The 19,748-nt window shown below is 71.3% G+C and carries 20 protein-coding genes; 12 read left to right on the forward strand and 8 right to left on the reverse strand.

Features of this window, described 5'->3' with window-relative positions; all coding sequences use genetic code 11:
* Positions 1 to 171 precede the first annotated feature (171 nt).
* Complete coding sequence (locus AC4OXY_RS31295; RefSeq protein WP_491991451.1) at positions 172 to 756, forward strand: suppressor of fused domain protein; 585 nt, start codon at positions 172 to 174, stop codon at positions 754 to 756.
* A 41-nt stretch (positions 757 to 797) separates the two neighbouring features.
* On the opposite strand, the gene AC4OXY_RS31300 is transcribed toward AC4OXY_RS31295, so the two are convergent.
* Positions 798 to 1,997, reverse strand: a complete 1,200-nt coding sequence (locus tag AC4OXY_RS31300; RefSeq protein ID WP_402065788.1) for an MFS transporter — start codon at positions 1,995 to 1,997, stop codon at positions 798 to 800.
* A 140-nt stretch (positions 1,998 to 2,137) separates the two neighbouring features.
* On the opposite strand from AC4OXY_RS31300, the gene AC4OXY_RS31305 reads away from it, so the two are divergent.
* From AC4OXY_RS31305 to AC4OXY_RS31315, 3 genes are all read left to right on the forward strand, one after another.
* On the forward strand, positions 2,138 to 2,779 hold the full coding sequence (locus AC4OXY_RS31305) for a DUF6758 family protein (RefSeq protein WP_356029077.1): 642 nt from the start codon (positions 2,138 to 2,140) through the stop codon (positions 2,777 to 2,779).
* A gap of 71 nt (positions 2,780 to 2,850) precedes the next feature.
* Positions 2,851 to 3,708, forward strand: a complete 858-nt coding sequence (locus AC4OXY_RS31310) for a PHP domain-containing protein (protein WP_362818508.1) — start codon at positions 2,851 to 2,853, stop codon at positions 3,706 to 3,708.
* 68 nt (positions 3,709 to 3,776) lie between these two features.
* Positions 3,777 to 4,382 (forward strand): MarC family protein, encoded by a 606-nt coding sequence (locus tag AC4OXY_RS31315; protein ID WP_356029073.1) that lies wholly within the window; start codon positions 3,777 to 3,779, stop codon positions 4,380 to 4,382.
* Positions 4,383 to 4,430: 48 nt separating this feature from the next.
* Here the strand turns inward: AC4OXY_RS31315 and AC4OXY_RS31320 are convergent, their stop codons facing one another.
* Entirely contained in the window at positions 4,431 to 4,583 is a 153-nt protein-coding gene (locus AC4OXY_RS31320; RefSeq protein ID WP_356029071.1) for a DUF8834 family protein, read from the reverse strand.
* 187 nt (positions 4,584 to 4,770) lie between these two features.
* Between AC4OXY_RS31320 and AC4OXY_RS31325 the strand changes: the two genes are divergently transcribed.
* The 3 genes from AC4OXY_RS31325 to AC4OXY_RS31335 all read left to right on the forward strand — a co-directional run bounded on the left by AC4OXY_RS31325 (position 4,771) and on the right by AC4OXY_RS31335 (position 8,105).
* Complete coding sequence (locus tag AC4OXY_RS31325; RefSeq protein WP_356029069.1) at positions 4,771 to 5,676, forward strand: NYN domain-containing protein; 906 nt, start codon at positions 4,771 to 4,773, stop codon at positions 5,674 to 5,676.
* A 430-nt stretch (positions 5,677 to 6,106) separates the two neighbouring features.
* Positions 6,107 to 6,922, forward strand: coding sequence for an MmyB family transcriptional regulator (locus tag AC4OXY_RS31330; RefSeq protein ID WP_356029067.1), 816 nt, complete (start codon positions 6,107 to 6,109; stop codon positions 6,920 to 6,922).
* A 133-nt stretch (positions 6,923 to 7,055) separates the two neighbouring features.
* Positions 7,056 to 8,105 carry a PhlD gene (locus AC4OXY_RS31335; RefSeq protein WP_491991452.1) on the forward strand — a complete coding sequence of 350 codons (1,050 nt, stop codon included), beginning with the start codon at positions 7,056 to 7,058 and terminating at the stop codon, positions 8,103 to 8,105.
* An 88-nt stretch (positions 8,106 to 8,193) separates the two neighbouring features.
* On the opposite strand, the gene AC4OXY_RS31340 is transcribed toward AC4OXY_RS31335, so the two are convergent.
* Together AC4OXY_RS31340 and AC4OXY_RS31345 are read right to left on the reverse strand one after the other, a co-directional pair.
* Positions 8,194 to 9,120, reverse strand: coding sequence for an alpha/beta fold hydrolase (locus AC4OXY_RS31340; protein ID WP_491991453.1), 927 nt, complete (start codon positions 9,118 to 9,120; stop codon positions 8,194 to 8,196).
* A 115-nt stretch (positions 9,121 to 9,235) separates the two neighbouring features.
* Positions 9,236 to 11,812 carry a DEAD/DEAH box helicase gene (locus AC4OXY_RS31345; RefSeq protein WP_491991454.1) on the reverse strand — a complete coding sequence of 859 codons (2,577 nt, stop codon included), beginning with the start codon at positions 11,810 to 11,812 and terminating at the stop codon, positions 9,236 to 9,238.
* A 504-nt stretch (positions 11,813 to 12,316) separates the two neighbouring features.
* Between AC4OXY_RS31345 and AC4OXY_RS31350 the strand changes: the two genes are divergently transcribed.
* Positions 12,317 to 13,054 carry a ferritin-like fold-containing protein gene (locus AC4OXY_RS31350; protein WP_356029060.1) on the forward strand — a complete coding sequence of 246 codons (738 nt, stop codon included), beginning with the start codon at positions 12,317 to 12,319 and terminating at the stop codon, positions 13,052 to 13,054.
* A gap of 75 nt (positions 13,055 to 13,129) precedes the next feature.
* On the opposite strand, the gene AC4OXY_RS31355 is transcribed toward AC4OXY_RS31350, so the two are convergent.
* The 4 genes from AC4OXY_RS31355 to AC4OXY_RS31370 form a co-directional block, all read right to left on the reverse strand.
* Entirely contained in the window at positions 13,130 to 13,396 is a 267-nt protein-coding gene (locus tag AC4OXY_RS31355) for a hypothetical protein (protein WP_356029058.1), read from the reverse strand.
* Between the two features lie 176 nt (positions 13,397 to 13,572).
* A complete protein-coding gene (locus AC4OXY_RS31360; RefSeq protein ID WP_071372925.1) occupies positions 13,573 to 13,797 on the reverse strand; it encodes a DUF3107 domain-containing protein in 225 nt (74 codons plus the stop codon).
* Between the two features lie 134 nt (positions 13,798 to 13,931).
* Positions 13,932 to 14,573, reverse strand: coding sequence for a TetR/AcrR family transcriptional regulator (locus tag AC4OXY_RS31365; protein ID WP_071372924.1), 642 nt, complete (start codon positions 14,571 to 14,573; stop codon positions 13,932 to 13,934).
* A gap of 156 nt (positions 14,574 to 14,729) precedes the next feature.
* A complete protein-coding gene (locus AC4OXY_RS31370) occupies positions 14,730 to 14,954 on the reverse strand; it encodes a hypothetical protein (RefSeq protein WP_356029056.1) in 225 nt (74 codons plus the stop codon).
* A 169-nt stretch (positions 14,955 to 15,123) separates the two neighbouring features.
* Here AC4OXY_RS31370 and AC4OXY_RS31375 point away from each other — a divergent pair, with 169 nt between their 5' ends.
* The 4 genes from AC4OXY_RS31375 (at position 15,124) to AC4OXY_RS31390 (ending at position 19,748) form a co-directional block, all read left to right on the forward strand.
* Positions 15,124 to 16,167 carry an alpha/beta fold hydrolase gene (locus AC4OXY_RS31375; protein WP_362818519.1) on the forward strand — a complete coding sequence of 348 codons (1,044 nt, stop codon included), beginning with the start codon at positions 15,124 to 15,126 and terminating at the stop codon, positions 16,165 to 16,167.
* Positions 16,168 to 16,174: 7 nt separating this feature from the next.
* Entirely contained in the window at positions 16,175 to 17,686 is a 1,512-nt protein-coding gene (locus tag AC4OXY_RS31380; protein WP_491991455.1) for a DUF3152 domain-containing protein, read from the forward strand.
* A gap of 56 nt (positions 17,687 to 17,742) precedes the next feature.
* Entirely contained in the window at positions 17,743 to 17,838 is a 96-nt protein-coding gene (locus tag AC4OXY_RS31385; RefSeq protein ID WP_356029050.1) for an Ms4533A family Cys-rich leader peptide, read from the forward strand.
* 191 nt (positions 17,839 to 18,029) lie between these two features.
* On the forward strand, positions 18,030 to 19,748 hold the full coding sequence (locus AC4OXY_RS31390; protein WP_491991456.1) for an ABC transporter substrate-binding protein: 1,719 nt from the start codon (positions 18,030 to 18,032) through the stop codon (positions 19,746 to 19,748).

Raw genomic sequence — 19,748 nt, forward strand, 5'->3', positions numbered from 1 at the left:
ATCAGCGGGCGGAAGAGCGAGTGGTACTACCAGGTCGACTTCGATCCATGACAGCCCCACCTCCTCCGGCCGGTCCCTCGTGAGGGAGTCTCTTCGTGGGCTCAGATTAGCAGCCGCCCGAACTGTCAAGGCGCCGCTTTGCCCGTCACTGACGAGTTCTATGCTCGCCGCATGGTCGATGTTCTTCCTCTGGTCGAGGCACGGTTGAGCACCGCGCTGGGCGAACCGGACGCGCGCGCCGCCGTCACCTTCCTCGGCACGGACCGCGTCGAGGTGCTCCGGTTCCGGGAGGGGGACCTCCTGCGGTACGCCACCCTCGGCATGTCCCAGCACCCCATGACCGACCCCACGGCGGCGGTCGGGGACCCGGTCAAGGGGCCCCGCGCCGAGCTGGTCCTCTCGGTCCGCGCGGGCCGGGCGGACACCGACAAGGTGCTGCGCCCGCTCGCCGTGCTGGCCGCGTCCCCGCAGGTGGAGGGTCTGATCGTGACGCCCGGCGCCTCCCTGGACACCGGCGAGCCGCTGTGGCCCGGCGCCCCCTTCACCTCGGTGCTGGTGGGCGAGCCCGGCGGGCTGGTCGAGGATCTGGAGCTGGACGACCCGATGGATCCCGTACGGTTCCTGCCGCTGCTGCCGATGACCCCGAACGAGGCCGCCTGGAAGCGGGTGCACGGCGCCCAGGCCCTCCAGGAACGCTGGCTCGCCCAGGGGACGGACCTGAGGGACCCGGCCCGCGCGTCCGTCCCGCTGGACTGAACCCGGCGTGACCGAACTCACCAACGCACGGCTGATTCCGGTCAGTTGGCGAACGCGCTGACACCGTCCTCCGTGGCGTGCGCCACGTCCCGCTCCGCCACCTCGTGGGTGAGGGCGCGGCGCCGTACGACGACCACGGCCGCGCCCAGCAGCGCGGTGATCCCCGCGACCACGAACGGGACGTGGATGTCCGTCCACTCCTCGATCTTCGGCGCGAAGTAGGGGGCCGCGGCGGCCGCGAACCAGCGGACGAAGTTGTAGCCCGCGCTCGCCACCGGGCGCGGGGCGTCCGAGACGCCGAGGGCCAGCTCGGTGTACACGGTGTTGTTCACGCCGATGAGGGCGCCGGACAGGACCGTGCAGACGACGGCCGTGGTGTGGTCGCCGTAGCCGAGGACGAGGACGTCCGCGGCGAGCAGCACCAGCGAGCCGCCGAGCACCTTCAGCGAGCCGAGGCGGGCCTGCATGCGCGGGGCCACGATCACCGAGAAGACGGCGAGTAGCACGCCCCAGGCGAAGAACACCGCGCCCGAGCGGTACGGCGTCATGTTCAGCACGAACGGCGTGAAGGCCAGCACCGTGAAGAACGTGTAGTTGTAGAAGAAGGCGGAGACCGCCGCCGAGGCGAGGCCGCCGTGGCCGAGCGCCCTGATCGGGTCGAGCACCGAGGTCTTCCGGGCCGGCTTCGGCTGTTCCTTCAGGAACATCGTGATGCACAGGAAGCCGATCGCCATCAGCGTGGCCGTCCCGAAGAACGGGTAGCGCCAGCTGACGTTGCCGAGGATCGCGCCGAGCAGCGGGCCGCAGGCCATGCCGAGGCCGAGCGCGGACTCGTACAGCAGGATCGCCGCCGCGCTCCCGCCGGCCGCGGCACCGACGATGACCGCGAGGGCGGTCGACACGAACAGGGCGTTGCCGAGGCCCCAGCCCGCCCGGAAGCCGACCAGCCGGCCGACGGTGTCCGACGTGCCGGCCAGGCCCGCGAAGACGACGACGAGGGCGAGGCCGAGCAGCAGGGTCCTGCGGCCGCCGATCCGGCTGGAGACGAAGCCGGTCAGCAGCATCGCCACCGCGGTGATCAGGAAGTACGAGGTGAAGAGCAGGGACACCTGGCCGGCCGTGGCGTGCAGGCCCCGTGCGATGGACGGCAGGATCGGGTCGACGAGTCCGATGCCCATGAAGGCGACGACGGAGGCGCCGGCCGTGGCCCATACGGCCTTCGGTTGTCGCAGCAGGTCCATCTGTGTCTCCCCTTGCCTCTCTCCACTAAGTTAGTTCGCCTAATAAATGTAATATGCATACAGTTGCTCGCGTCAAGGGTTCCGTCCGGACGGGTGATCGTCCTTGACGTGGGCGGGCAGGGGTAGGACCGTGGGGCCCTATGAGGGGCGAACCCAGTTGCCCGAGGTGTGGTGGCCGGGTCAGGGCGCCCGGTCTCTTCGCCGATTCGTGGCAGTGCGACGTGCACGGCACGGTGTATCCGCTGCAGCCCGTGATCCCGCCCAGCGTCGAAGCCCTCGCCGCCGTTGTGCCGCGCACCCACGTCCCGGTGTGGATGCCCTGGCCGCTGCCGGTCGGCTGGCTCTTCACGGGGGTGGCCTACGCGGGCGACGACCGCAGCGGGGGCCGCGCCACCGCCGTGGCCTGCACCGGCCCCGGCCCGCTCGGCGGCCCGGCCGAACTCGTCCTGGTCGCCGAGGAGCTCGGCGTCGGCCTCGGCGCGCGCTACGCGGGCATCGACGGCCCGGACCCGGGGCCGTACATGAACATCGAGAAGCCGCCCGACGCCAAGGTGCTGGCCGTCGGCCGCCCGACCCCGCTCTGGCACGTCTTCCGCACCCCCGAGGACCGCGCGGTCTTCGCGGGCGAGGCGCTCGGCATGTGGCTGTGGGCGGTGATGTGGCCCGAGCAGACCGGGCTGCTCATGTACGACGAACTGGTGCTGACGGATCTGCGGGACGCGGGGGCGGAGCTGGATCTGGTGCCCTGCGGAGCGTTGTCGCCGCGCTTGCTTCGGCCGTAGGCCTCTTAGGGGCTCGAAGTACCGGTACCATCGACTGTCCCCCCTTTGAATCGTCGGTGTCTGGAGTTCTTGTGCGTATAGACCTGCACTGTCACTCCACGGCTTCCGACGGTACGGACACCCCGGCCGAGCTGGTGCGGAACGCTGCCGCCGCCGGGCTGGACGTCGTCGCGCTGACCGATCACGACACCACGCGCGGGTACGGCGAGGCGATCGCCGCGCTGCCCGCGGGGCTGACCCTGGTCACCGGGGCCGAGCTGTCCTGCCGTGTCGACGGCGTGTCCATGCACCTGCTGGCCTACCTCTTCGACCCCGAGGAGCCCGCGCTCCTCGCCGAGCGGGAGCTGGTGCGCGACGACCGGGTGCCGCGCGCCCGGGGGATGGTCGCGAGGCTCAACGACCTCGGGGTGCCGGTCACCTGGGAGCAGGTCGAGCGGATCGCCGCCGGCGGTTCCGTGGGGCGGCCGCACGTCGCCACCGCGCTCGTCGAGCTGGGCGTCGTCCCGACCGTGAGCGACGCGTTCACCGAGGAGTGGCTGGCCGACGGCGGGCGGGCCTTCGTCCAGAAGCACGAGACCGACCCGTTCGAGGCGATCCGGCTGGTCAAGAACGCGGGCGGGGTCTGTGTCTTCGCCCATCCGGCCGCCGCCAAGCGGGGCCGGACCGTTCCCGAGGCGCGCATCGCCGAGATGGCGGCGGCCGGTCTGGACGGCGTCGAGGTCGATCACATGGACCACGACGCCGACGCGCGCGACCGGCTGCGGGGGCTCGCGAAGGACCTGGACCTGCTGGTCACGGGCTCCTCGGACTACCACGGCAGCCGCAAGACCGTCGCGCTCGGCGCGTACACGACCGACCCCGAGGTGTACGGGGAGATCACGCGACGCGCCACCGGCGCGTTCCCGGTGCCGGGCACCGGCGGAGCCTGACGCCGAGGCCGGCACCGGCCCCACCGACTCACGCCCGTATCACTTCTTTCCGCAAGGCCTGCTTCCGCATGTTCGACATCGCCGTCTTCGGCTCCCTGTTCCTGACCCTTTTCGTCATCATGGATCCCCCGGGGATCACCCCGATCTTCCTCGCCCTGACCGCCGGACGGCCGGGCAAGGTGCAGAAGCGGATGGCCTTCCAGGCCGTCTGCGTGGCGTTCGGCGTCATCGCCGTCTTCGGCGTGCTCGGGCACCAGATCCTGAACTACCTGCACGTGTCCGTGCCCGCGCTGATGATCGCGGGCGGTCTGCTGCTCCTGCTGATCGCGCTGGACCTGCTCACCGGCAAGACCGACGAGCCGAAGCAGACGAAGGACGTGAACGTCGCCCTCGTACCGCTCGGCATGCCGCTGCTCGCCGGGCCCGGGGCGATCGTGTCCGTGATCCTGGCCGTGCAGAAGGCCGGCAGTGTGGCCACGCAGATCTCCGTGTGGTCCGCGATCCTCGCGATCCACGTCGTCCTGTGGCTGGTGATGCGTTACTCGCTGCTGATCATCCGGGTCATCAAGGACGGCGGTGTCGTCCTCGTGACGCGACTCGCGGGCATGATGCTCTCCGCGATCGCCGTGCAGCAGATCATCAACGGGATCACTCAGGTGATCCGGGGGAGCTGAGCCGTCCTCGGCCCGGCTCCCCCGGAAAGTGTGAGTGCGGTCGTCCCGTTACGAGGCCGGGGTCTCGGCCGGGCGGATCCACAGGCGCTGTCCGATGGCGGCGGCCTGCTGAACGATCCGGTTGACGGAGGCGGCGTCCACGACGGTGCAGTCCACGGTGGTGCCGTCGACCTCGTCGAGTCGCCTGATCTCGAAGCGCACGGGCTTCTCCCTTCGTCTGGTCATCCTCCTGCGGAGAACTACTGGTGACGTTGCTGTCGTACGTCCTAGTCAACGCGCTTCATGTTACAAACATTCCCTACGCTAATGAAATTTTTCGAACGGCTAATTACTGGCAGGTAAGGGACTGATCGGGACCGGTTGTGTTCGCAGTGTGACCACCGGGACAATGGGGGCGATGAGTGACGACCCGGCGGCCCTGGCCGCCCGCATCGACCGCACGAACGAGCTGCTGGAGCGCATGCTCGCCGAGGTGGCGAAGACGCCCTCCACACACGCGATCTTCGTCGACGCGGGCTATCTGTACGCGGCCGCGGGCCGGCTGGTCGCCGGCACCGAGGACCGCCGGGCCTTCGACCTCGACGCCGAGGGGCTGATCGACGCGCTGATCGACAAGGCCCGCACGATCTTCGCGGACAGCCGGCTGCTGCGCGTCTACTGGTACGACGGCGCCCGCCGCCGCATCCACACCGCCGAGCAGCAGACCATCGCCGAACTGCCCGACGTCAAGGTCCGCCTCGGCAACCTCAACGCCAACAACCAGCAGAAGGGCGTCGACTCGCTGATCCGCACGGACCTGGAGTCGCTCGCCCGCCACCGCGCCATCAGCGACGCCGCCCTCCTCGGCGGGGACGAGGACCTGGTCTCGGCGGTCGAGGCCGCCCAGGGCTACGGCGCCCGGGTCCACCTGTGGGGCATTGAGGCGCCCGACGGCCGCAACCAGGCCGAGCCCCTGCTCTGGGAGGTCGACAGCCAGCGCACCTTCGAGCTGGAGTTCTTCAAGCCGTACGTCTCGCGCCGTACCGCCGCCGCGTACGACGCCTCCGCCGGAGCCCGGCCCAGCCGCGAGGACGTCCGCTTCGTCGGCGCCCAGATCGCGGCGAAGTGGCTGGCCTCCCGGGGGCGCGACGCGCTGGTCGAGCTGCTGCCCGGCCACCCCTATCTGCCCGGCTCCGTCGACCAGGACCTGCTGGTCGAGGCCGAGGGCCTGCTCCAGTACTCCCTGCGCGGCCAGGCCGATCTGCGCCGCGCCCTGCGCGACGGATTCTGGGAGCACGTGCAGGCGCAGTACTGAGGCGGCGCCGACGGGCGGTGATGCGTGGCGGGCGGTGGCACGTCGGCGGCCGGTGCCGAGTCCCCTGGTGTGGGGCGGGAGGGCACCGGCCGCAGTCTGGCCGCCGGGGCTGCGCCAGTGGTGCACCGGCGGTGACGCGGAGCCCGCCCTGTGGCCCCTTTCGGGAAGCGGAGGCGTGAACCGCTAGCTCACCCGGCTTTGTTCCTGTGGCCCATCCGCGAAAACCGGCCGGTAATTCGAATATTTCCAGCCAGTGCCCGCGAGGGGGTGTATCCACGTGGTCACTGGTGAGCACACTGGCAGGCCAGCGCCGCGCACCACCGAGCATGCAGGACTTACCTACACGCTTTCTACGGGAGATCTTTCGGAGTAAAGCCAACACCATTAATTACACTGACTGACTGTCAACAACGCCGGGGGATCCGCACCAGTGAACAAACGAGCACTGAAACGCCTGCTCAAGGACCGACGCGCACTCATCGCCCCCGAAGCCCACGGCCTCACACGCCCCACCGGACCCGGCCGGCGTGCCCCCGGCCTGTCCCAGCACCAGGTCGACCAGCTCGTCAACCGGGCCTTCGGCACGTACCACCGCCTGGAATCCGGCACGTATCCCCACGCGCCGGTCGACCTGCTGCGCGACATAGCCCGCCTGTTCGTGCTCAACGAGCAGGAGTGGATCTCGCTGTGCCGGTACGCGCGCGGCGAGGACCCGCCCAGCCCGCTCTACGACACCAGCGGCAACGCCGTCCCCTCCGTCTGGGAGGACGCCGTCGCCGCCGTGACGCACCCGGCCTACGTCACCGACGCCTCCTGGAACCTGCTCACCTGCAACGAGCAGTTCCACCGCCTCTTCGCGTCCGGGCGGGCCCCCGAGAACACCATGCGCTGGATGCTGATCGACGGTCGCGAGCAGCTCACCGACTGGCCGAACGCGTGGGCGCCGCTCGTCATGCCCCAGCTCCAGGCCGCGCTCGCGCAGCGCCCCGACGACAAGGTGCTGCGTGAGATCGAGCGGGAACTCCTCAGCGATCCCCTCGCCCGCCCGCTGTACGAAGTGGGTGGCGCTTCGGTCCACCCCGACGGCGATGAACGGCCGATCTGTCACGCGGCCGACGGTCCGGGCTGGGTGACGATGTGCGTGGCGCAGCCGATGTCGGCCCCCGGGGCGAGGTTCATGATTCTCATTTTTCGGCCAGGTCCGCGGCGATCAAGTCAGCGTCCTCCGATGCTTCAAGCTCGCTGAGCGCACTGAAATCCCCTTCCTTTGCCCGCGTTTGACGGGTGGCGCGAGAGCATGACCTGGACGGCAGGGAAACGAACCAGCCAACTTTGCCGTACTTTGACCTCCACCAGGTTACGCGTCCTAGGGGGGACCCATGCCCGTCAACATCGCCCGCCCGAGCACGGCCCTCGCCGCGCACAAGGTCACCACGGGCGAGATAGCCGACGACATCCGCACCCACCACCCCGACCATCCGCGCCTCGGCGCGATCCTCCGTGTCCTCGGCAACTGCGGTGTCGAGACCCGGTACTTCACCCAACCGCTGAACTCGTCCACCGTCAGCGGTACCGCCTCCATAGCGGAGCGCGCGCCCCGGGCCTTCGCCGACTCTCTCGACATGGCGGAGCGCGCGGCCCGTTCCGCATTGCGGAGCCACGGCCTCGAACCGGGCGACATCACCGGCCTGATCACCACTCACGCCACGAGCTGGGCCGTACCCAACCTCGACATCCACCTCGTGGACCGCCTCGGCCTGCGCCCCACCGTCCGTCGCACCGCCCTGACGACCGGGGCCTGCGCGGGCGGCGCCACCGCCCTCGTTCGCGCGGTGGAGCAGGCGCTGCTGCACCCCGGCTCCCGCGTCCTCGTCGTCGCCGCCGAGGTGCTGTCCGCGGCCTACAACCACACGGACACCAAGATCGAACACATGATCTACAAGGCGCTGTTCGGTGACAGCGCGGCCGCCACCGTCGTCAGCGACGAATCCCTCGGGCCCGGACTCACCCTCGACGGCCCGGAGGGGCTGTTCGAGTACGTCCTGCCGGGTTCGCTCGACTTCTACGCGGGTCGTATCGACAGCAGCGGTCTGCACTTCGACTCCACCAAGGCCGCGCTGGGCGGGGCCAGGCACGTCATCCCTGCCTTGGTCGACTGGCTGGGCGACCGCCCGGTAGCGGTCCCGGTCATCCACCCCGGCTCCCGGCCGATCATCATGGACACCGCCACGGCCCTCGGCCTCACCGAGGACGACGCCCGCCACTCGCTCGACACCCTGTCGGAAGAGGGAAACCTCGGAGGAGTATCGGTTCTCCGCGTCCTCGAACGCACCCACGGCCGCCCTCCGGCCGACGGCGAGCAGGCCCTGATCGTCGCCTACGGCCCCGGTTTCAGCGTCTGCGCCCTGCACGCCACGTGGACCGACTAGGACAGGGCGGTCAGAAGTGGCACACTGAAGACGGCTGTCCTGCTCTGCATCCCCCGTCGGGGCAGGGCAGTCGTCATGCGCCAGCGGCTCACACGGTGGCCACGGGCGGCACGTCCGCCGCACCCGTCGCGTCCACCCCGTCCGCCGCGTCCCAGAAGTCGGCGACTGCCTCGGCCGTGGCGAGCGGCCGGTCGGTGTTGGGCGAGTGCTCCGCGTCCGCGACGACCGTGCGCCGGGCCCGCAGCCGTACCGCCATCGCGTCGAGCAGCGGCAGCGGCCAGGTGTCGTCCTTGTCGCCCGACAGCACATGGAACGGCAGCGGTACGGCGGCCAGCTCGGCGACCCGGTCCGGCTCCGTGCACAACTGGCGTCCGGTGGCGAGGAGTTGGGCGGGCCTGGTGCCCAGCCAGCGGCGCCGCAGATCGTCCCGGTCGTCGAGTCCGCCGTCGAGCGCGGCCGTCTCGGTCTCCTCGGGCGTCTCCATCGCCTGGATCGCGTCCCAGACGTCGGCCATGTCCATCACCGCGAGCGCGTCCCGCAACAGCTTCACGCGCTGCTGCTGGGACGGCGAGATCTGCGCCGGGCCCGACGCCATCAGGGTCAGCGACCGGAAGGGCGCGTGGTCCAGGAGCACGGCCGCGCGCGAGATCTGCCCGCCGAGCGAGTGCCCCAGCAGATGCACCGGGCTCCCGGCTCCGACGGCCTCCGCCTGCGCGAGCACGTCCTGCGCCAACTCGGCCTGGGCGTAGGCGCGTTCATCGGTCTCGGGTCCGGCGGACTCGAACTGCCCGCGCCCGTCGACGGCCACCGTCCGGTACCCGCGTCGCGCGAGCGGCACGTGCAGCGGATTGAAGTCCTCCTTGCTTCCGGTGAACCCCGGCAGCAACAGCGCGACCCCTCGGGGCTCCACCCCGTCGGCCACGGGCGCGTCGACGACGGCGAACTCCCCACGCGCGGTACGCAGCGCGTACGCACGCGCACCGGGGGGCGGGACGAAGGTGGCGGGCCTGCTCATGGGGAGAGGCTATCGGTCGGGCGACACACGGAACGGAGCGGGAGTGGCTACGCCGGACATGCGACGGCCCGGCCCACGGGGAGTGGGCCGGGCCGTCGGTGACGGGCGTTCCGGATCAGCCTTCGGCTGCCTCGACGACCGCCGTGGCCTTACGGGTCCGACGCCGCGGCTTGGCCTCCGGCTCCTCGGTGGCCTGCGCCGGGATCTCGGCGGTGGCCACCTCGGCGACGGCCTTGCGGGTCCGGCGTGCCTTGGGCGCGGCTGCCTCGACGGCACCGTCCGCGTCGGCGACCGTGGCGGCGGCCTTGCGGGTGCGACGCGGCTTGGCCTCCGCCTCCGCGGCCTCGGGCGCGGCGGCCGCCGTCTTGCGGGTCCGGCGCGGCTTGGCCTCGGCCTCCGGGGCCTCGGCCGTGGCGGCGGCCTTGCGGGTGCGGCGGGGCTTGACCTCGGCCTCGGGGGTGTCGGTCGTCTCCGTGGCGGCGGCTGCCGTCTTGCGGGTGCGACGCGGCTTGGTCTCCGTGGCCTCGGCGGCTTCGACGGCGGTTGTGGCGGCCGTCTTCCGCGTGCGGCGGGGCTTGGCCTCGGCCTCGGGGGTGTCGGTCGCGTCCGGCGCGGCGACTGCCGTCTTCCGTGTGCGGCGGGGCTTGGCCTCGGCCTCCGGGGCCTCGGCTGTGGCGGCGGCCTTGCGGGTGCGGCGGGGCTTGGCCTCGGCCTCGGGGGTGTCGGTCGTCTCCGTGGCCGCGGCTGCCGTCTTGCGGGTCCGGCGCGGCTTGGTCTCCGTGGCCTCGGCGGTGTCCACCGCGGCCTCGGCGGCTGCGGCCGTCTTGCGCGTGCGGCGCGGCTTGGCCGCCGGGGCGGGCTCGGCTGCCGTCTCGGCGGGCTCGGCCGTGGTGACGGCCTGCTCCGCGGCGGGCTCGGCGGCTGCCGTCTTGCGGGTCCGGCGGCGCGGCTTGGCCTCGGCCTCCGGGGTCTCCACGGTCACCGGCTCGGACGCGGACACGGTCTCGGTCACCGCCACGAGCGTCTCGGCCACGGGCTCGGCGGCAGGCGCCGGCACCGTCGGCTCCGCCGACTTGCGGGTCCGGCGGCGGCGCTGCTTCTCATCCGCTTCCGGGGCCTGCGGCGCGGCCGGAGCCGTCACCGCGTCGGCCACGACGGCGGACTCGGCCACGCTCTCGGCGGCCGCCACCGGCTGGCCCGCCGCTCCGCCGCGCGTACGGCGGCGGCGACGCAGGGCGCGGGGCGCCGTCTGGGCCTCCTCCGCCGGGCCGGACTCGGCGGCCGGCGCCGGAGCCGTCGTGGCGGCGGGGGTGCTGCCCGTGGCGTCCAGCGGGGTGCCACCGCGCGTCCGGCGGCGACGACGCGGCGTACGGGACGGACGCTCGCGCTCGGCCGCCGGGGCGGCAGCGGCGTCCGAACCGCCGCGGCCGCCACGGCCGTTGCGCTCACCCCGGTCACCCCGGTCACCCCGGCCGCCGCGACCGCGCGCACCGCGGCCACCGGTCTCGCCCAGGTCCTCCAGCTCCTCCGCGTCCAGACCGGCACGCGTCCGCTCCGAGCGCGGAAGGATGCCCTTCGTGCCCGCCGGGATGTCGAGGTCGGAGAACAGGTGCGGGGACGTCGAGTACGTCTCCACCGGGTCGTTGAAGTCCAGCTCCAGCGCCTTGTTGATCAGCTGCCAGCGCGGGATGTCGTCCCAGTCGACGAACGTGATCGCCGTACCCTTCGCGCCCGCGCGGCCCGTACGGCCGATGCGGTGCAGGTACGTCTTCTCGTCCTCGGGGGACTGGTAGTTGACGACGTGGGTCACGCCCTCGACGTCGATACCGCGCGCGGCGACGTCGGTGCAGACGAGGACGTCGACCTTGCCGTTGCGGAAGGCGCGCAGCGCCTGCTCACGGGCGCCCTGGCCGAGGTCGCCGTGGACCGCGCCGGAGGCGAACCCGCGGCGCTGCAACTGCTCGGCGATGTCGGCGGCCGTGCGCTTCGTACGGCAGAAGATCATCGCCAGTCCGCGGCCCTCGGCCTGAAGGATGCGGGCGACCATCTCCGGCTTGTCCATGGAGTGACCGCGGTACACGAACTGCTTGATGTTCGCGACCGTCGCGCCCTCGTCGTCCGGCGCGGTGGCGCGGATGTGCGTGGGCCGGGACATGTAGCGGCGGGCGAGGCCGATGACCGCACCCGGCATGGTGGCCGAGAACAGCATGGTCTGGCGCTTGGCCGGCAGCATGTCGATGATCTTCTCGACGTCGGGCAGGAAGCCCAGGTCGAGCATCTCGTCGGCCTCGTCGAGGACCAGGGACTTGATGTGCTTAAGGTCGAGCTTCTTCTGGCCCGCGAGGTCGAGCAGCCGGCCCGGGGTGCCGACGACCACGTCGACGCCCTTCTTCAGTGCCTCGACCTGCGGCTCGTAGGCCCGGCCGCCGTAGATCGCCGTCACGCGCACGTTACGGACCTTGCCGGCCGTCAGCAGGTCGTTGGTGACCTGGGTGCACAGCTCGCGCGTGGGGACGACGACGAGGGCCTGCGGGGCCTCGGTGAGGGCCTCGGGGGCGGCGCGCCCGGCCTCGACGTCGGCGGGGACGGTGACGCGCTCCAGGAGCGGGAGACCGAAGCCCAGCGTCTTGCCGGTGCCGGTCTTGGCCTGGCCGATGACGTCCGTGCCGGAAAGGGCGACGGGGAGCGTCATCTCCTGGATGGGGAAGGGGTTGATGATGCCGACGGCTTCCAGGGCCTCGGCGGTCTCGGGAAGGATTCCGAGTTCACGAAACGTCGTAGTCAGGGTGCTGCCTCTTCTGTGTGGTGCGGTGCGAGGCGAGCGCGGGGGTCATGTCTGACCGTGCCGGGACGTCGGCTAGCCGTACGGGCGAACCACTCGGGCAAGCCGTAAGACACGGGACCTCTGCCGACGCTCTAGCGCTCGTACCGCTGAGGGTGTCCCTCCGGTCGTCGTACGTACTGAGCCGTACGGCCAGGGAGGGCTGTCGGGTCGGAGCCGATCGGGCCACCGACCGGGCATCCTCATGCGTGCGACCTGTCGGAGCACGTCGAACACTGTCAACGCACTCAGCAGGCGCATTACCACCATACCCCGGATTGGCGCACACGCGATGGCCGATTTGGTCACGTAGTCGTGGTCACACTGATCGGCCGGGCACTTCCGGGGTGGCGCGAGCGGGCTATTGTGCGGCTCATGACTAGCTCTGACAAGCCTGAGAAGGACTCCGTCGCACCCACGGGCATCGCCGCCCAGGACTGGGCGCAGGCCTCCGCCGACCCGCAGTACCGCGCGGCCGTCGTGGATCTGCTCGGCGCGCTCGCGTACGGGGAGCTGGCGGCGTTCGAGCGGCTCGCGGAGGACGCCAAGCTGGCGCCGACCCTCTCGGACAAGGCGGAGCTGGCGAAGATGGCCTCGGCCGAGTTCCACCACTTCGAGCGGCTGCGGGACCGGCTGACCGAGATCGGCGAGGAGCCGACGGCCGCCATGGACCCGTTCGTCGCGGCCCTGGACGGCTTCCACCGGCAGACCGCGCCGTCGGACTGGCTGGAGGGCCTGGTCAAGGCGTACGTCGGCGACTCGATCGCGAGCGACTTCTACCGGGAGGTCGCAGCAAGGCTCGACTCCGACACCCGCGAGCTGGTCCTCGCCGTCCTCGACGACACCGGGCACGCCGGGTTCGCGGTGGAGAAGGTGCGGGCCGCCATCGACGCCGACCCGCGCGTGGGCGGCCGGCTGGCGCTGTGGGCGCGGCGGCTGATGGGCGAGGCGCTGTCGCAGTCCCAGCGGGTGGTCGCCGACCGGGACGCGCTGTCGACGATGCTCGTGGGCGGGGTCGCCGACGGGTTCGATCTCGCGGAGGTCGGCAGGATGTTCTCGCGGATCACGGAGGCGCACACGAAGCGGATGGCTGCGCTGGGCCTGGCGGCGTAACGCCCTGTGGGGGTGGGTGCGGTGGGTTGCGCGGCTGCGGGTCCGTCGGGGCCGGTCGCGCAGTTCCCCGCGCCCCTATGCCGTCGCTGATCGGCGGATTCTGCCCGCCGGGCGCAGGAGCAGGGACAGGGAGGCGGCCGAGATGACGGCGGCGCCCACCAGGCTCAGCCACGCGGTGCCGGGGCCGAGGGCGGTCTGGGTGACGAAGTCGCCGAAGAGGGCTCCGGCGACGCCCGTCGAGAACACCAGCGGACGGGCCGGGAGCCGGTGGGAGAGGCGGTGTGCCGCCGCCCAGGCCAGGGCGAGACCGAGCACTGCGGACGCGAGTGCTTCCAAGATCATGTCGGGGTCCCTCCCGTGGCCGGTCTCCGCCTTGACGTTCGTAGCCCGTCATACCCGTGACCTGCGGACTGCAACCCTCCGCTGTGCGGGAGTTGTGGCCGACCTGTGTGCGAATCCCCCAAAGCAAGGGCCCGGCGGCCGAATTGCCGCCGGGCCCTTCTCACTGCATCGGCCTACTAGGCGCCGAAGCCCACCTTGCGCACGGTGGGCTGGCCGATCTCCACGTACGCCAGGCGGTCCGCCGGCACCAGGATCTTGCGGCCCTTCTCGTCCTGAAGGCTCAGCAGGGGCGTCTTTCCGGCCAGCGCGTCGTTCACCAGGCGCTCGACCTCCTCGACGCTCTGACCGCTCTCCAGAACGATCTCGCGGGGCGCGTACTGCACGCCGATCTTGACCTCCACGGCTATGTCCCTCCGACGGTCAGTGATGTGCGCGATCTTCCGCGCCGTACGCAGCACACATTAGCCCGGTGAGGGGACGTACACGCTGCGGGGCGGCACGCCATCAGCGAACAGCCGGCGGGAACAATCGGCGGTCAGTGGTGTTCGGTGCCGTGCAGCGGGAAGCCGGCGATGCCCCGCCAGGCCAGCGAGGCCAGCAGCTGTACGGCCTGGTCGCGCGGGACGCTGCGGTCGCTGTGCAGCCAGGAGCGGGCCACGACCTGGGCCAGACCGCCGAGGCCGGAGGCGAGCAGCATCGACTCCGCGCGCGACAGGCCCGTGTCCTCGGCGATGACCTCGCAGATCGCCTCGGCGCAGTCGTTGGTGACCTTGTCGACGCGCTCGCGCACGGCGGGCTCGTTCGTCAGGTCCGACTCGAAGACCAGCCGGAAGGCGCCGCCGTCGTCCTCGACGTACGCGAAATAGGCGTCCATGGTGGCGCGCACGCGCTGCTTGTTGTCCGTCGTGGACGCGAGCGCGGTGCGCACGGACTGGATCAGTGCTTCGCAGTGCTGGTCCAGCAGGGCGAGGTACAGGTCGAGCTTGCCCGGGAAGTGCTGGTAGAGCACCGGCTTGCTCACTCCGGCCCGCTCGGCGATGTCGTCCATCGCGGCCGCGTGGTAGCCCTGTGCGACGAAAACCTCCTGGGCGGCGCCCAGGAGCTGGTTCCGTCGGGCTCGGCGCGGCAGACGGGTGCCACGCGGGCGTGCCGCCTCAGTTTGCTCGATGGCTGTCACGCCGCCTCCCAAAGTCGTCCACATGCGGTGTCGGCCGCGCGGCCATCGTACTTTTCGGTAACCGTGGTGTGCGCGGTGCGAGCGCAGAATTTCATGTACCGGACGGTGGCGAAAGCCGTGATCATCCTCTGGAACGGGGCAGAAGCCCGCCAGAGGTCAGCGGTAGTCGTCCTCGTCGGTTCGGACCACGTGCGCCTGTTCGAGTTGATCGGCCACGTTCGCGGCCCGGTCCGGGTCCACTTCCGTCAGGGGGTCGTCGCGGTCCGGCGTGAGGTCGGCGTGCTGTTCGGCGGCGTCCACCTCGGGGGCCTCGACGTCGAGCTCCGCCGTCTCGCTCTCCGGGTCGTCGGTCGTGTCGGGCTCGGTGGGGTCATAGGCCATGGTGGGCTCCCTTCCTACGAACGTCCCTGGAAGCAGCACACACGGGTGCCCTGGGTACGAGCCTAGGAGAGAGCGGAACCGGACGCCATACGCCGCATCGCGCGCGTACGGCGCACGCTGTGACGGCGAACACACGAGCCTCGGCGTGATCACCTCGTAACATTGCCGCATGTCTTCGACCGAGTCGCCGTCCGTGTCGGCCGCAAGCGTGCTTCCGAAGGTGGCTCCCGTACGGGTCGGTGAGGGCGAGCGGCTGCGGTCCGTGGGGCTGCCCGGTGTCACCCTGTCGATCCGTTCCCGTCCTCCCGCGCGCGCGGACCTGCCGCCCGCGCTGTACGTCCACGGGCTCGGCGGTTCCTCGCAGAACTGGTCGCAGCTGATGGCCGAGCTGGACGGTGCCGTCGACAGCGAGGCGCTCGACCTGCCCGGCTTCGGCGACTCCCCGCCCCCGGACGACGGCGACTACTCCGTCACGGGGCACGCGCGCGCGGTGATCCGCTATCTCGACGCGGCCGGCCGCGGCCCGGTCCACCTCGTCGGCAACTCGCTGGGCGGTGCCGTCACCACGCGCGTGGCCGCCGTACGCCCCGACCTCGTCCGTACGCTCACGCTCGTCTCGCCCGCCCTGCCCGAGCTGCGCGTCCAGCGCACGGCGGTGCCGACCGCGCTGCTCGGCGTGCCCGGCATCGCCGCGATGTTCACCCGGATGACCAAGGAGTGGTCGGCCGAACAGCGGGTGCGCGGGGTCATGGCGCTCTGTTACGGCGATCCCTCGCAGGTGTCGCCCGAGGCGTTCCGGGACGCCGTCGAGGAGCTGGAGCGGCGGCTGCAACTGCCGTACTTCTGGGACGCGATGGCCCGTTCCGCGCGCGGGATCGTCGACGCCTACACCCTCGGCGGGCAGCACGGGCTGTGGCGCCAGGCCGAGCGTGTGCTCGCGCCGACCCTGCTGGTCTACGGCGGCCGTGACCAGCTGGTCGGCTTCCGCATGGCCGCCAAGGCCGCCCGCTCCTTCCGCGACTCCCGCCTGCTGTCCCTGCCGGACGCCGGGCACGTGGCGATGATGGAGTACCCGGGGGTGGTGGCCACGGCGTTCCGGGAACTCCTGGCCGACACCGACGGCGACGGCGGCGATGCCGGCGGCGCCTCGGGGACGGCCGCCACGCGCGCGTCCGCCGGGGACGACGTCACCGTCCACGGCGCGGGGAGCTGAGGCCGGCGTGGGACGCCACAGCCGCCGCGGACCGGCCCCCAAGGCCGGTGCCGCGGACATGACCGCGAGGCGCACGGAGAACTCGGAGAACGCCGGGACGGCGGAGCGGGCCGAGCAGCGGCTCACGCCCGGGCGCGGGGCGCCGCGACTGCCGGACGGCACGCCGGCGCAGGGAGTGCCGCGGTTTCCCGGCGGCACGCCGGCTCAAGGGGTGCCCCGGCTGCCCGACGGTACGCCCGCCCGCGGCGTGCCGGGATTCGGCGGGGGTGCGCCGGCGCGCGGTGGGCCGCGTCTTCCCGACGGGACGCCCGCGCGGGGCGTTCCCCGGCTGCCCGAGGGCACCCCTGCCCACGGCGTGCCCGGTTTCCGGGAGGGGGCTCCCGCGCGCGGGGGGCATCCCGAACAGCGGGAACGGGGCGGCGGCTGGGGCGAGTTCGCGGGGCGGGCCGGTGCCGGCGTCGGTCCCGGTCCCGGCAGCGGTCCCGGCGTCGTACTTCCGCGGCAGCGGCGGGCGGGGCAGGAGGGCGGGCCCCGGCAGGAGTACCTGGACGCCTTCCGTGACGCCGGAGCCGGCGGTGCGGACCTGGAGGACGTCGACGTCTTCGCGCCCCGCGCGCGTGGGCCGCGCGCCACCGACGAGCCGTCGGCGGACGCGGCGACCGCCGTGGAGGCCGAGGCCCATGACGGCGGCGCACACCCCGTCGCGCTGCCCGCGCAGCGCTCCGGGGGCAAGGGGCGGGCCTTCACCGGGGTCGCGGCGGCCGCCGTCACCACGGTGCTCGCGGTGATCGTCGCCGGGCAGGTGGCCGAGGGGCGGCCGGACGACGGCGCCACGCAGTCGCGGTCGGCCGCCGACCAGGATCAGGACGCCCACGCCCCGGGCGGGGCGGCGCCCTCCCCCTCGGCGAGCGCGGTGGCGCTGACGTACGAGGAGGCGATGGGCCGGACGTACCCGCTCAGTGCCACGCTGAAGGCCTCGGGGACGTTCGACGCCGTACCCGGGTTCGACAAGGCGCCGGGCACCGGGCACAAGTACACCTACCGCGTCGACATCGAGCAGGGGCTCGGGCTGGACGGCAACCTGTTCGCCGAAGCCGTGCAGAAGACCCTGAACGACAGCCGCAGTTGGGCCCACGGCGGCGCCCGCACCTTCGAGCGGATCTCCTCCGGCAAGCCCGACTTCGTGATCACGCTGGCCAGCCCCGGCACGACCGCCGCCTGGTGCGCCAAGTCCGGGCTGGACACCACGGAGGACAACGTCTCCTGCGACTCGGCATCCACCGAACGAGTGATGATCAATGCATACAGGTGGGCGCAGGGCAGCACGACATACGGGGATAAAATTCACCCCTATCGACAGATGTTGATCAATCACGAAGTCGGTCACCGGCTCGGCTATGGCCATGTGACGTGCCAGAAGAACGGCGAACTCGCTCCCGTCATGCAGCAGCAGACCAAGTTCCTGGATCATGACGGAATCCACTGTCTGCCCAATCCGTGGCCCTATCCCGGGAGTTGACGGGCGCTTCTCATGTCACATTGACATGAGTCGCAAGTTCGTTCATATTTCTGCGCATGTGGTCCCGTCACACCGTTCATGAGAGCGCCGCCATCGAGCTGGCGCTCTTCGGTGTGACCGCACTCTGCGTGGCCGACATCCACTGTCGCTGACGCCGCCTCCCCGGCGTACGCGTCGCGACTGCTTCTCCCTCTTCCGTCCGTGACCCTGTCGCGGGCTTTTCGACGACCCGACGCCGGGGCCGACGTCTGCGCGCAGCCGTCTCACTCCTCGTCCACATGTCTCACTCTTCGAGAAACCCTCGATCAGAGCCCGATCAGTTCCCCGAGAGGTCGTCATTCCGATGCGTCAACCGTCCGTCATAGCGCGCCGCGTGGCAGCGGCATCCGTCAGCCTGGTCGTGGCAGCGGGCGCCGCCGCCTGCGGCCCGAAGGACAGCGATGCCAAGGGCTCCGGTGGCGACTCCACGCCCCACAAGGGCGGCACGCTCACGGTCCTGAACTCCCAGCCGCAGACCGACTTCGACCCCGCCCGCCTCTACACCTCCGGCGGCGGCAACGTCCCCTCCCTGGTCTTCCGCACGCTCACCACCCGCAACCGCGCGAACGGCCAGGCCGGTGCCAAGGTCGTCCCCGACCTCGCCACCGACACCGGGCGCCCCAGCAAGGACGCGACGGTGTGGACGTACACGCTGAAGACGGGCCTGAAGTACGAGGACGGCACGCCGATCACCTCGGCCGACATCAAGTACGGCATCGAGCGCTCCTTCGCCCCCGAGCTGTCCGGCGGCGCCCCCTACCTGCGGGACTGGCTGGTCGGCGCGGCCGACTACCAGGGGCCGTACAAGGACAAGAAGGGGCTCTCCGCGATCGAGACGCCTGACGCGCGGACCATCGTCTTCCATCTGGCCAAGCCCGAGGGCGAGTTCCCGTTCCTCGCCACGCAGACGCAGTTCGCGCCGGTGCCGAAGGGCAAGGACACCGGCACCAAGTACGAGGAGCACCCGGTCTCGTCCGGCCCGTACAAGGTCGTCAAGAACGAGAACGACGGCGAGCACGTCCTCCTCGAACGCAACACGTACTGGTCGACGGCCGTCGACGACCAGCGCAAGGCCTACCCGGACACCATCGACGTCCGCTCCGGCCTCGACTCCTCGGTGATCAACCAGCGGCTGTCCGCGTCCCAAGGGGCGGACACGGCCGCGGTCACCACGGACACCAACCTCGGCCCGGCCGAACTGGCCCGGGTCAGCGGCGACAAGGACCTCGCCGCGCGCGTGGGCACCGGCCACTTCGGCTACACGAACTACATCGCGTTCAACCCGACCGTGAAGCCGTTCGACAACCCCAAGGTGCGCCAGGCGATCGCGTACGCCGTCGACCGCTCCTCGGTCGTCAACGCGGCCGGTGGCAGCGCCCTGGCCGAGTCCGCGACCACCTTCCTGCCCGACCAGAAGTCCTTCGGCTACACGCCGTACGACCCGTTCCCGGCGGGCGCGTCCGGCAACCCGGCCAAGGCCAGGGAACTGCTCGCGCAGGCCGGTTACAAGAACGGCCTCACCATCACGCTGACCCACTCCAACGCCAAGGACTTCGAGACCAGCCCGGAGATCGCGACCGCGATCCAGGACGCGCTCAAGAAGGCCGGCATCACGGTCAAGCTGCAGGGCCGGGAGGACAACGACTACCGGGACACGATCCACAGCGTGAAGACCGAGCCCGGCTTCTTCCTCGCCCACTGGGGTGCCGACTGGCCCTCCGGCGGTCCCTTCCTCGCCCCGATCTTCGACGGCCGGCAGATCGTCAAGGACGGCGCGAACTTCAACACGGGCCTGCTCAATGACACGTCGGTCAATGACGAGATTGACGCGATCAACAAGTTGACCGACCTTGACGCGGCCGCCAAGCGATGGGGTGCACTGGACCAGAAGATCGGCGAGCAGGCCCTCGTCGTGCCGCTGTTCCACCCGGTCTACAAGCGCCTGTACGGCAAGGACGTCAAGAACATCGTCATCAGCGACTGGACCGGCGTCCTCGACATCTCCCAGGTCGCGGTGAAGTAG

The sequence above is a fragment of the Streptomyces sp. HUAS MG56 genome, from assembly GCF_058673395.1.

Excerpts from the sequence above, each read along its gene's own strand:
- AC4OXY_RS31295 (WP_491991451.1), top strand. The coding sequence starts at position 172 with ATGGTCGATGTTCTTCCTCTGGTCGAGGCACGGTTGAGCACCGCGCTG.
- AC4OXY_RS31300 (WP_402065788.1), bottom strand. The coding sequence starts at position 1,997 with ATGGACCTGCTGCGACAACCGAAGGCCGTATGGGCCACGGCCGGCGCC.
- AC4OXY_RS31305 (WP_356029077.1), top strand. The coding sequence starts at position 2,138 with ATGAGGGGCGAACCCAGTTGCCCGAGGTGTGGTGGCCGGGTCAGGGCG.
- AC4OXY_RS31315 (WP_356029073.1), top strand. The coding sequence starts at position 3,777 with ATGTTCGACATCGCCGTCTTCGGCTCCCTGTTCCTGACCCTTTTCGTC.
- AC4OXY_RS31325 (WP_356029069.1), top strand. The coding sequence starts at position 4,771 with ATGGGGGCGATGAGTGACGACCCGGCGGCCCTGGCCGCCCGCATCGAC.
- AC4OXY_RS31335 (WP_491991452.1), top strand. The coding sequence starts at position 7,056 with ATGCCCGTCAACATCGCCCGCCCGAGCACGGCCCTCGCCGCGCACAAG.
- AC4OXY_RS31340 (WP_491991453.1), bottom strand. The coding sequence starts at position 9,120 with ATGAGCAGGCCCGCCACCTTCGTCCCGCCCCCCGGTGCGCGTGCGTAC.
- AC4OXY_RS31345 (WP_491991454.1), bottom strand. The coding sequence starts at position 11,812 with ATGACGCTCCCCGTCGCCCTTTCCGGCACGGACGTCATCGGCCAGGCC.
- AC4OXY_RS31350 (WP_356029060.1), top strand. The coding sequence starts at position 12,317 with ATGACTAGCTCTGACAAGCCTGAGAAGGACTCCGTCGCACCCACGGGC.
- AC4OXY_RS31355 (WP_356029058.1), bottom strand. The coding sequence starts at position 13,396 with ATGATCTTGGAAGCACTCGCGTCCGCAGTGCTCGGTCTCGCCCTGGCC.
- AC4OXY_RS31370 (WP_356029056.1), bottom strand. The coding sequence starts at position 14,954 with ATGGCCTATGACCCCACCGAGCCCGACACGACCGACGACCCGGAGAGC.
- AC4OXY_RS31375 (WP_362818519.1), top strand. The coding sequence starts at position 15,124 with ATGTCTTCGACCGAGTCGCCGTCCGTGTCGGCCGCAAGCGTGCTTCCG.
- AC4OXY_RS31385 (WP_356029050.1), top strand. The coding sequence starts at position 17,743 with ATGTGGTCCCGTCACACCGTTCATGAGAGCGCCGCCATCGAGCTGGCG.
- AC4OXY_RS31390 (WP_491991456.1), top strand. The coding sequence starts at position 18,030 with ATGCGTCAACCGTCCGTCATAGCGCGCCGCGTGGCAGCGGCATCCGTC.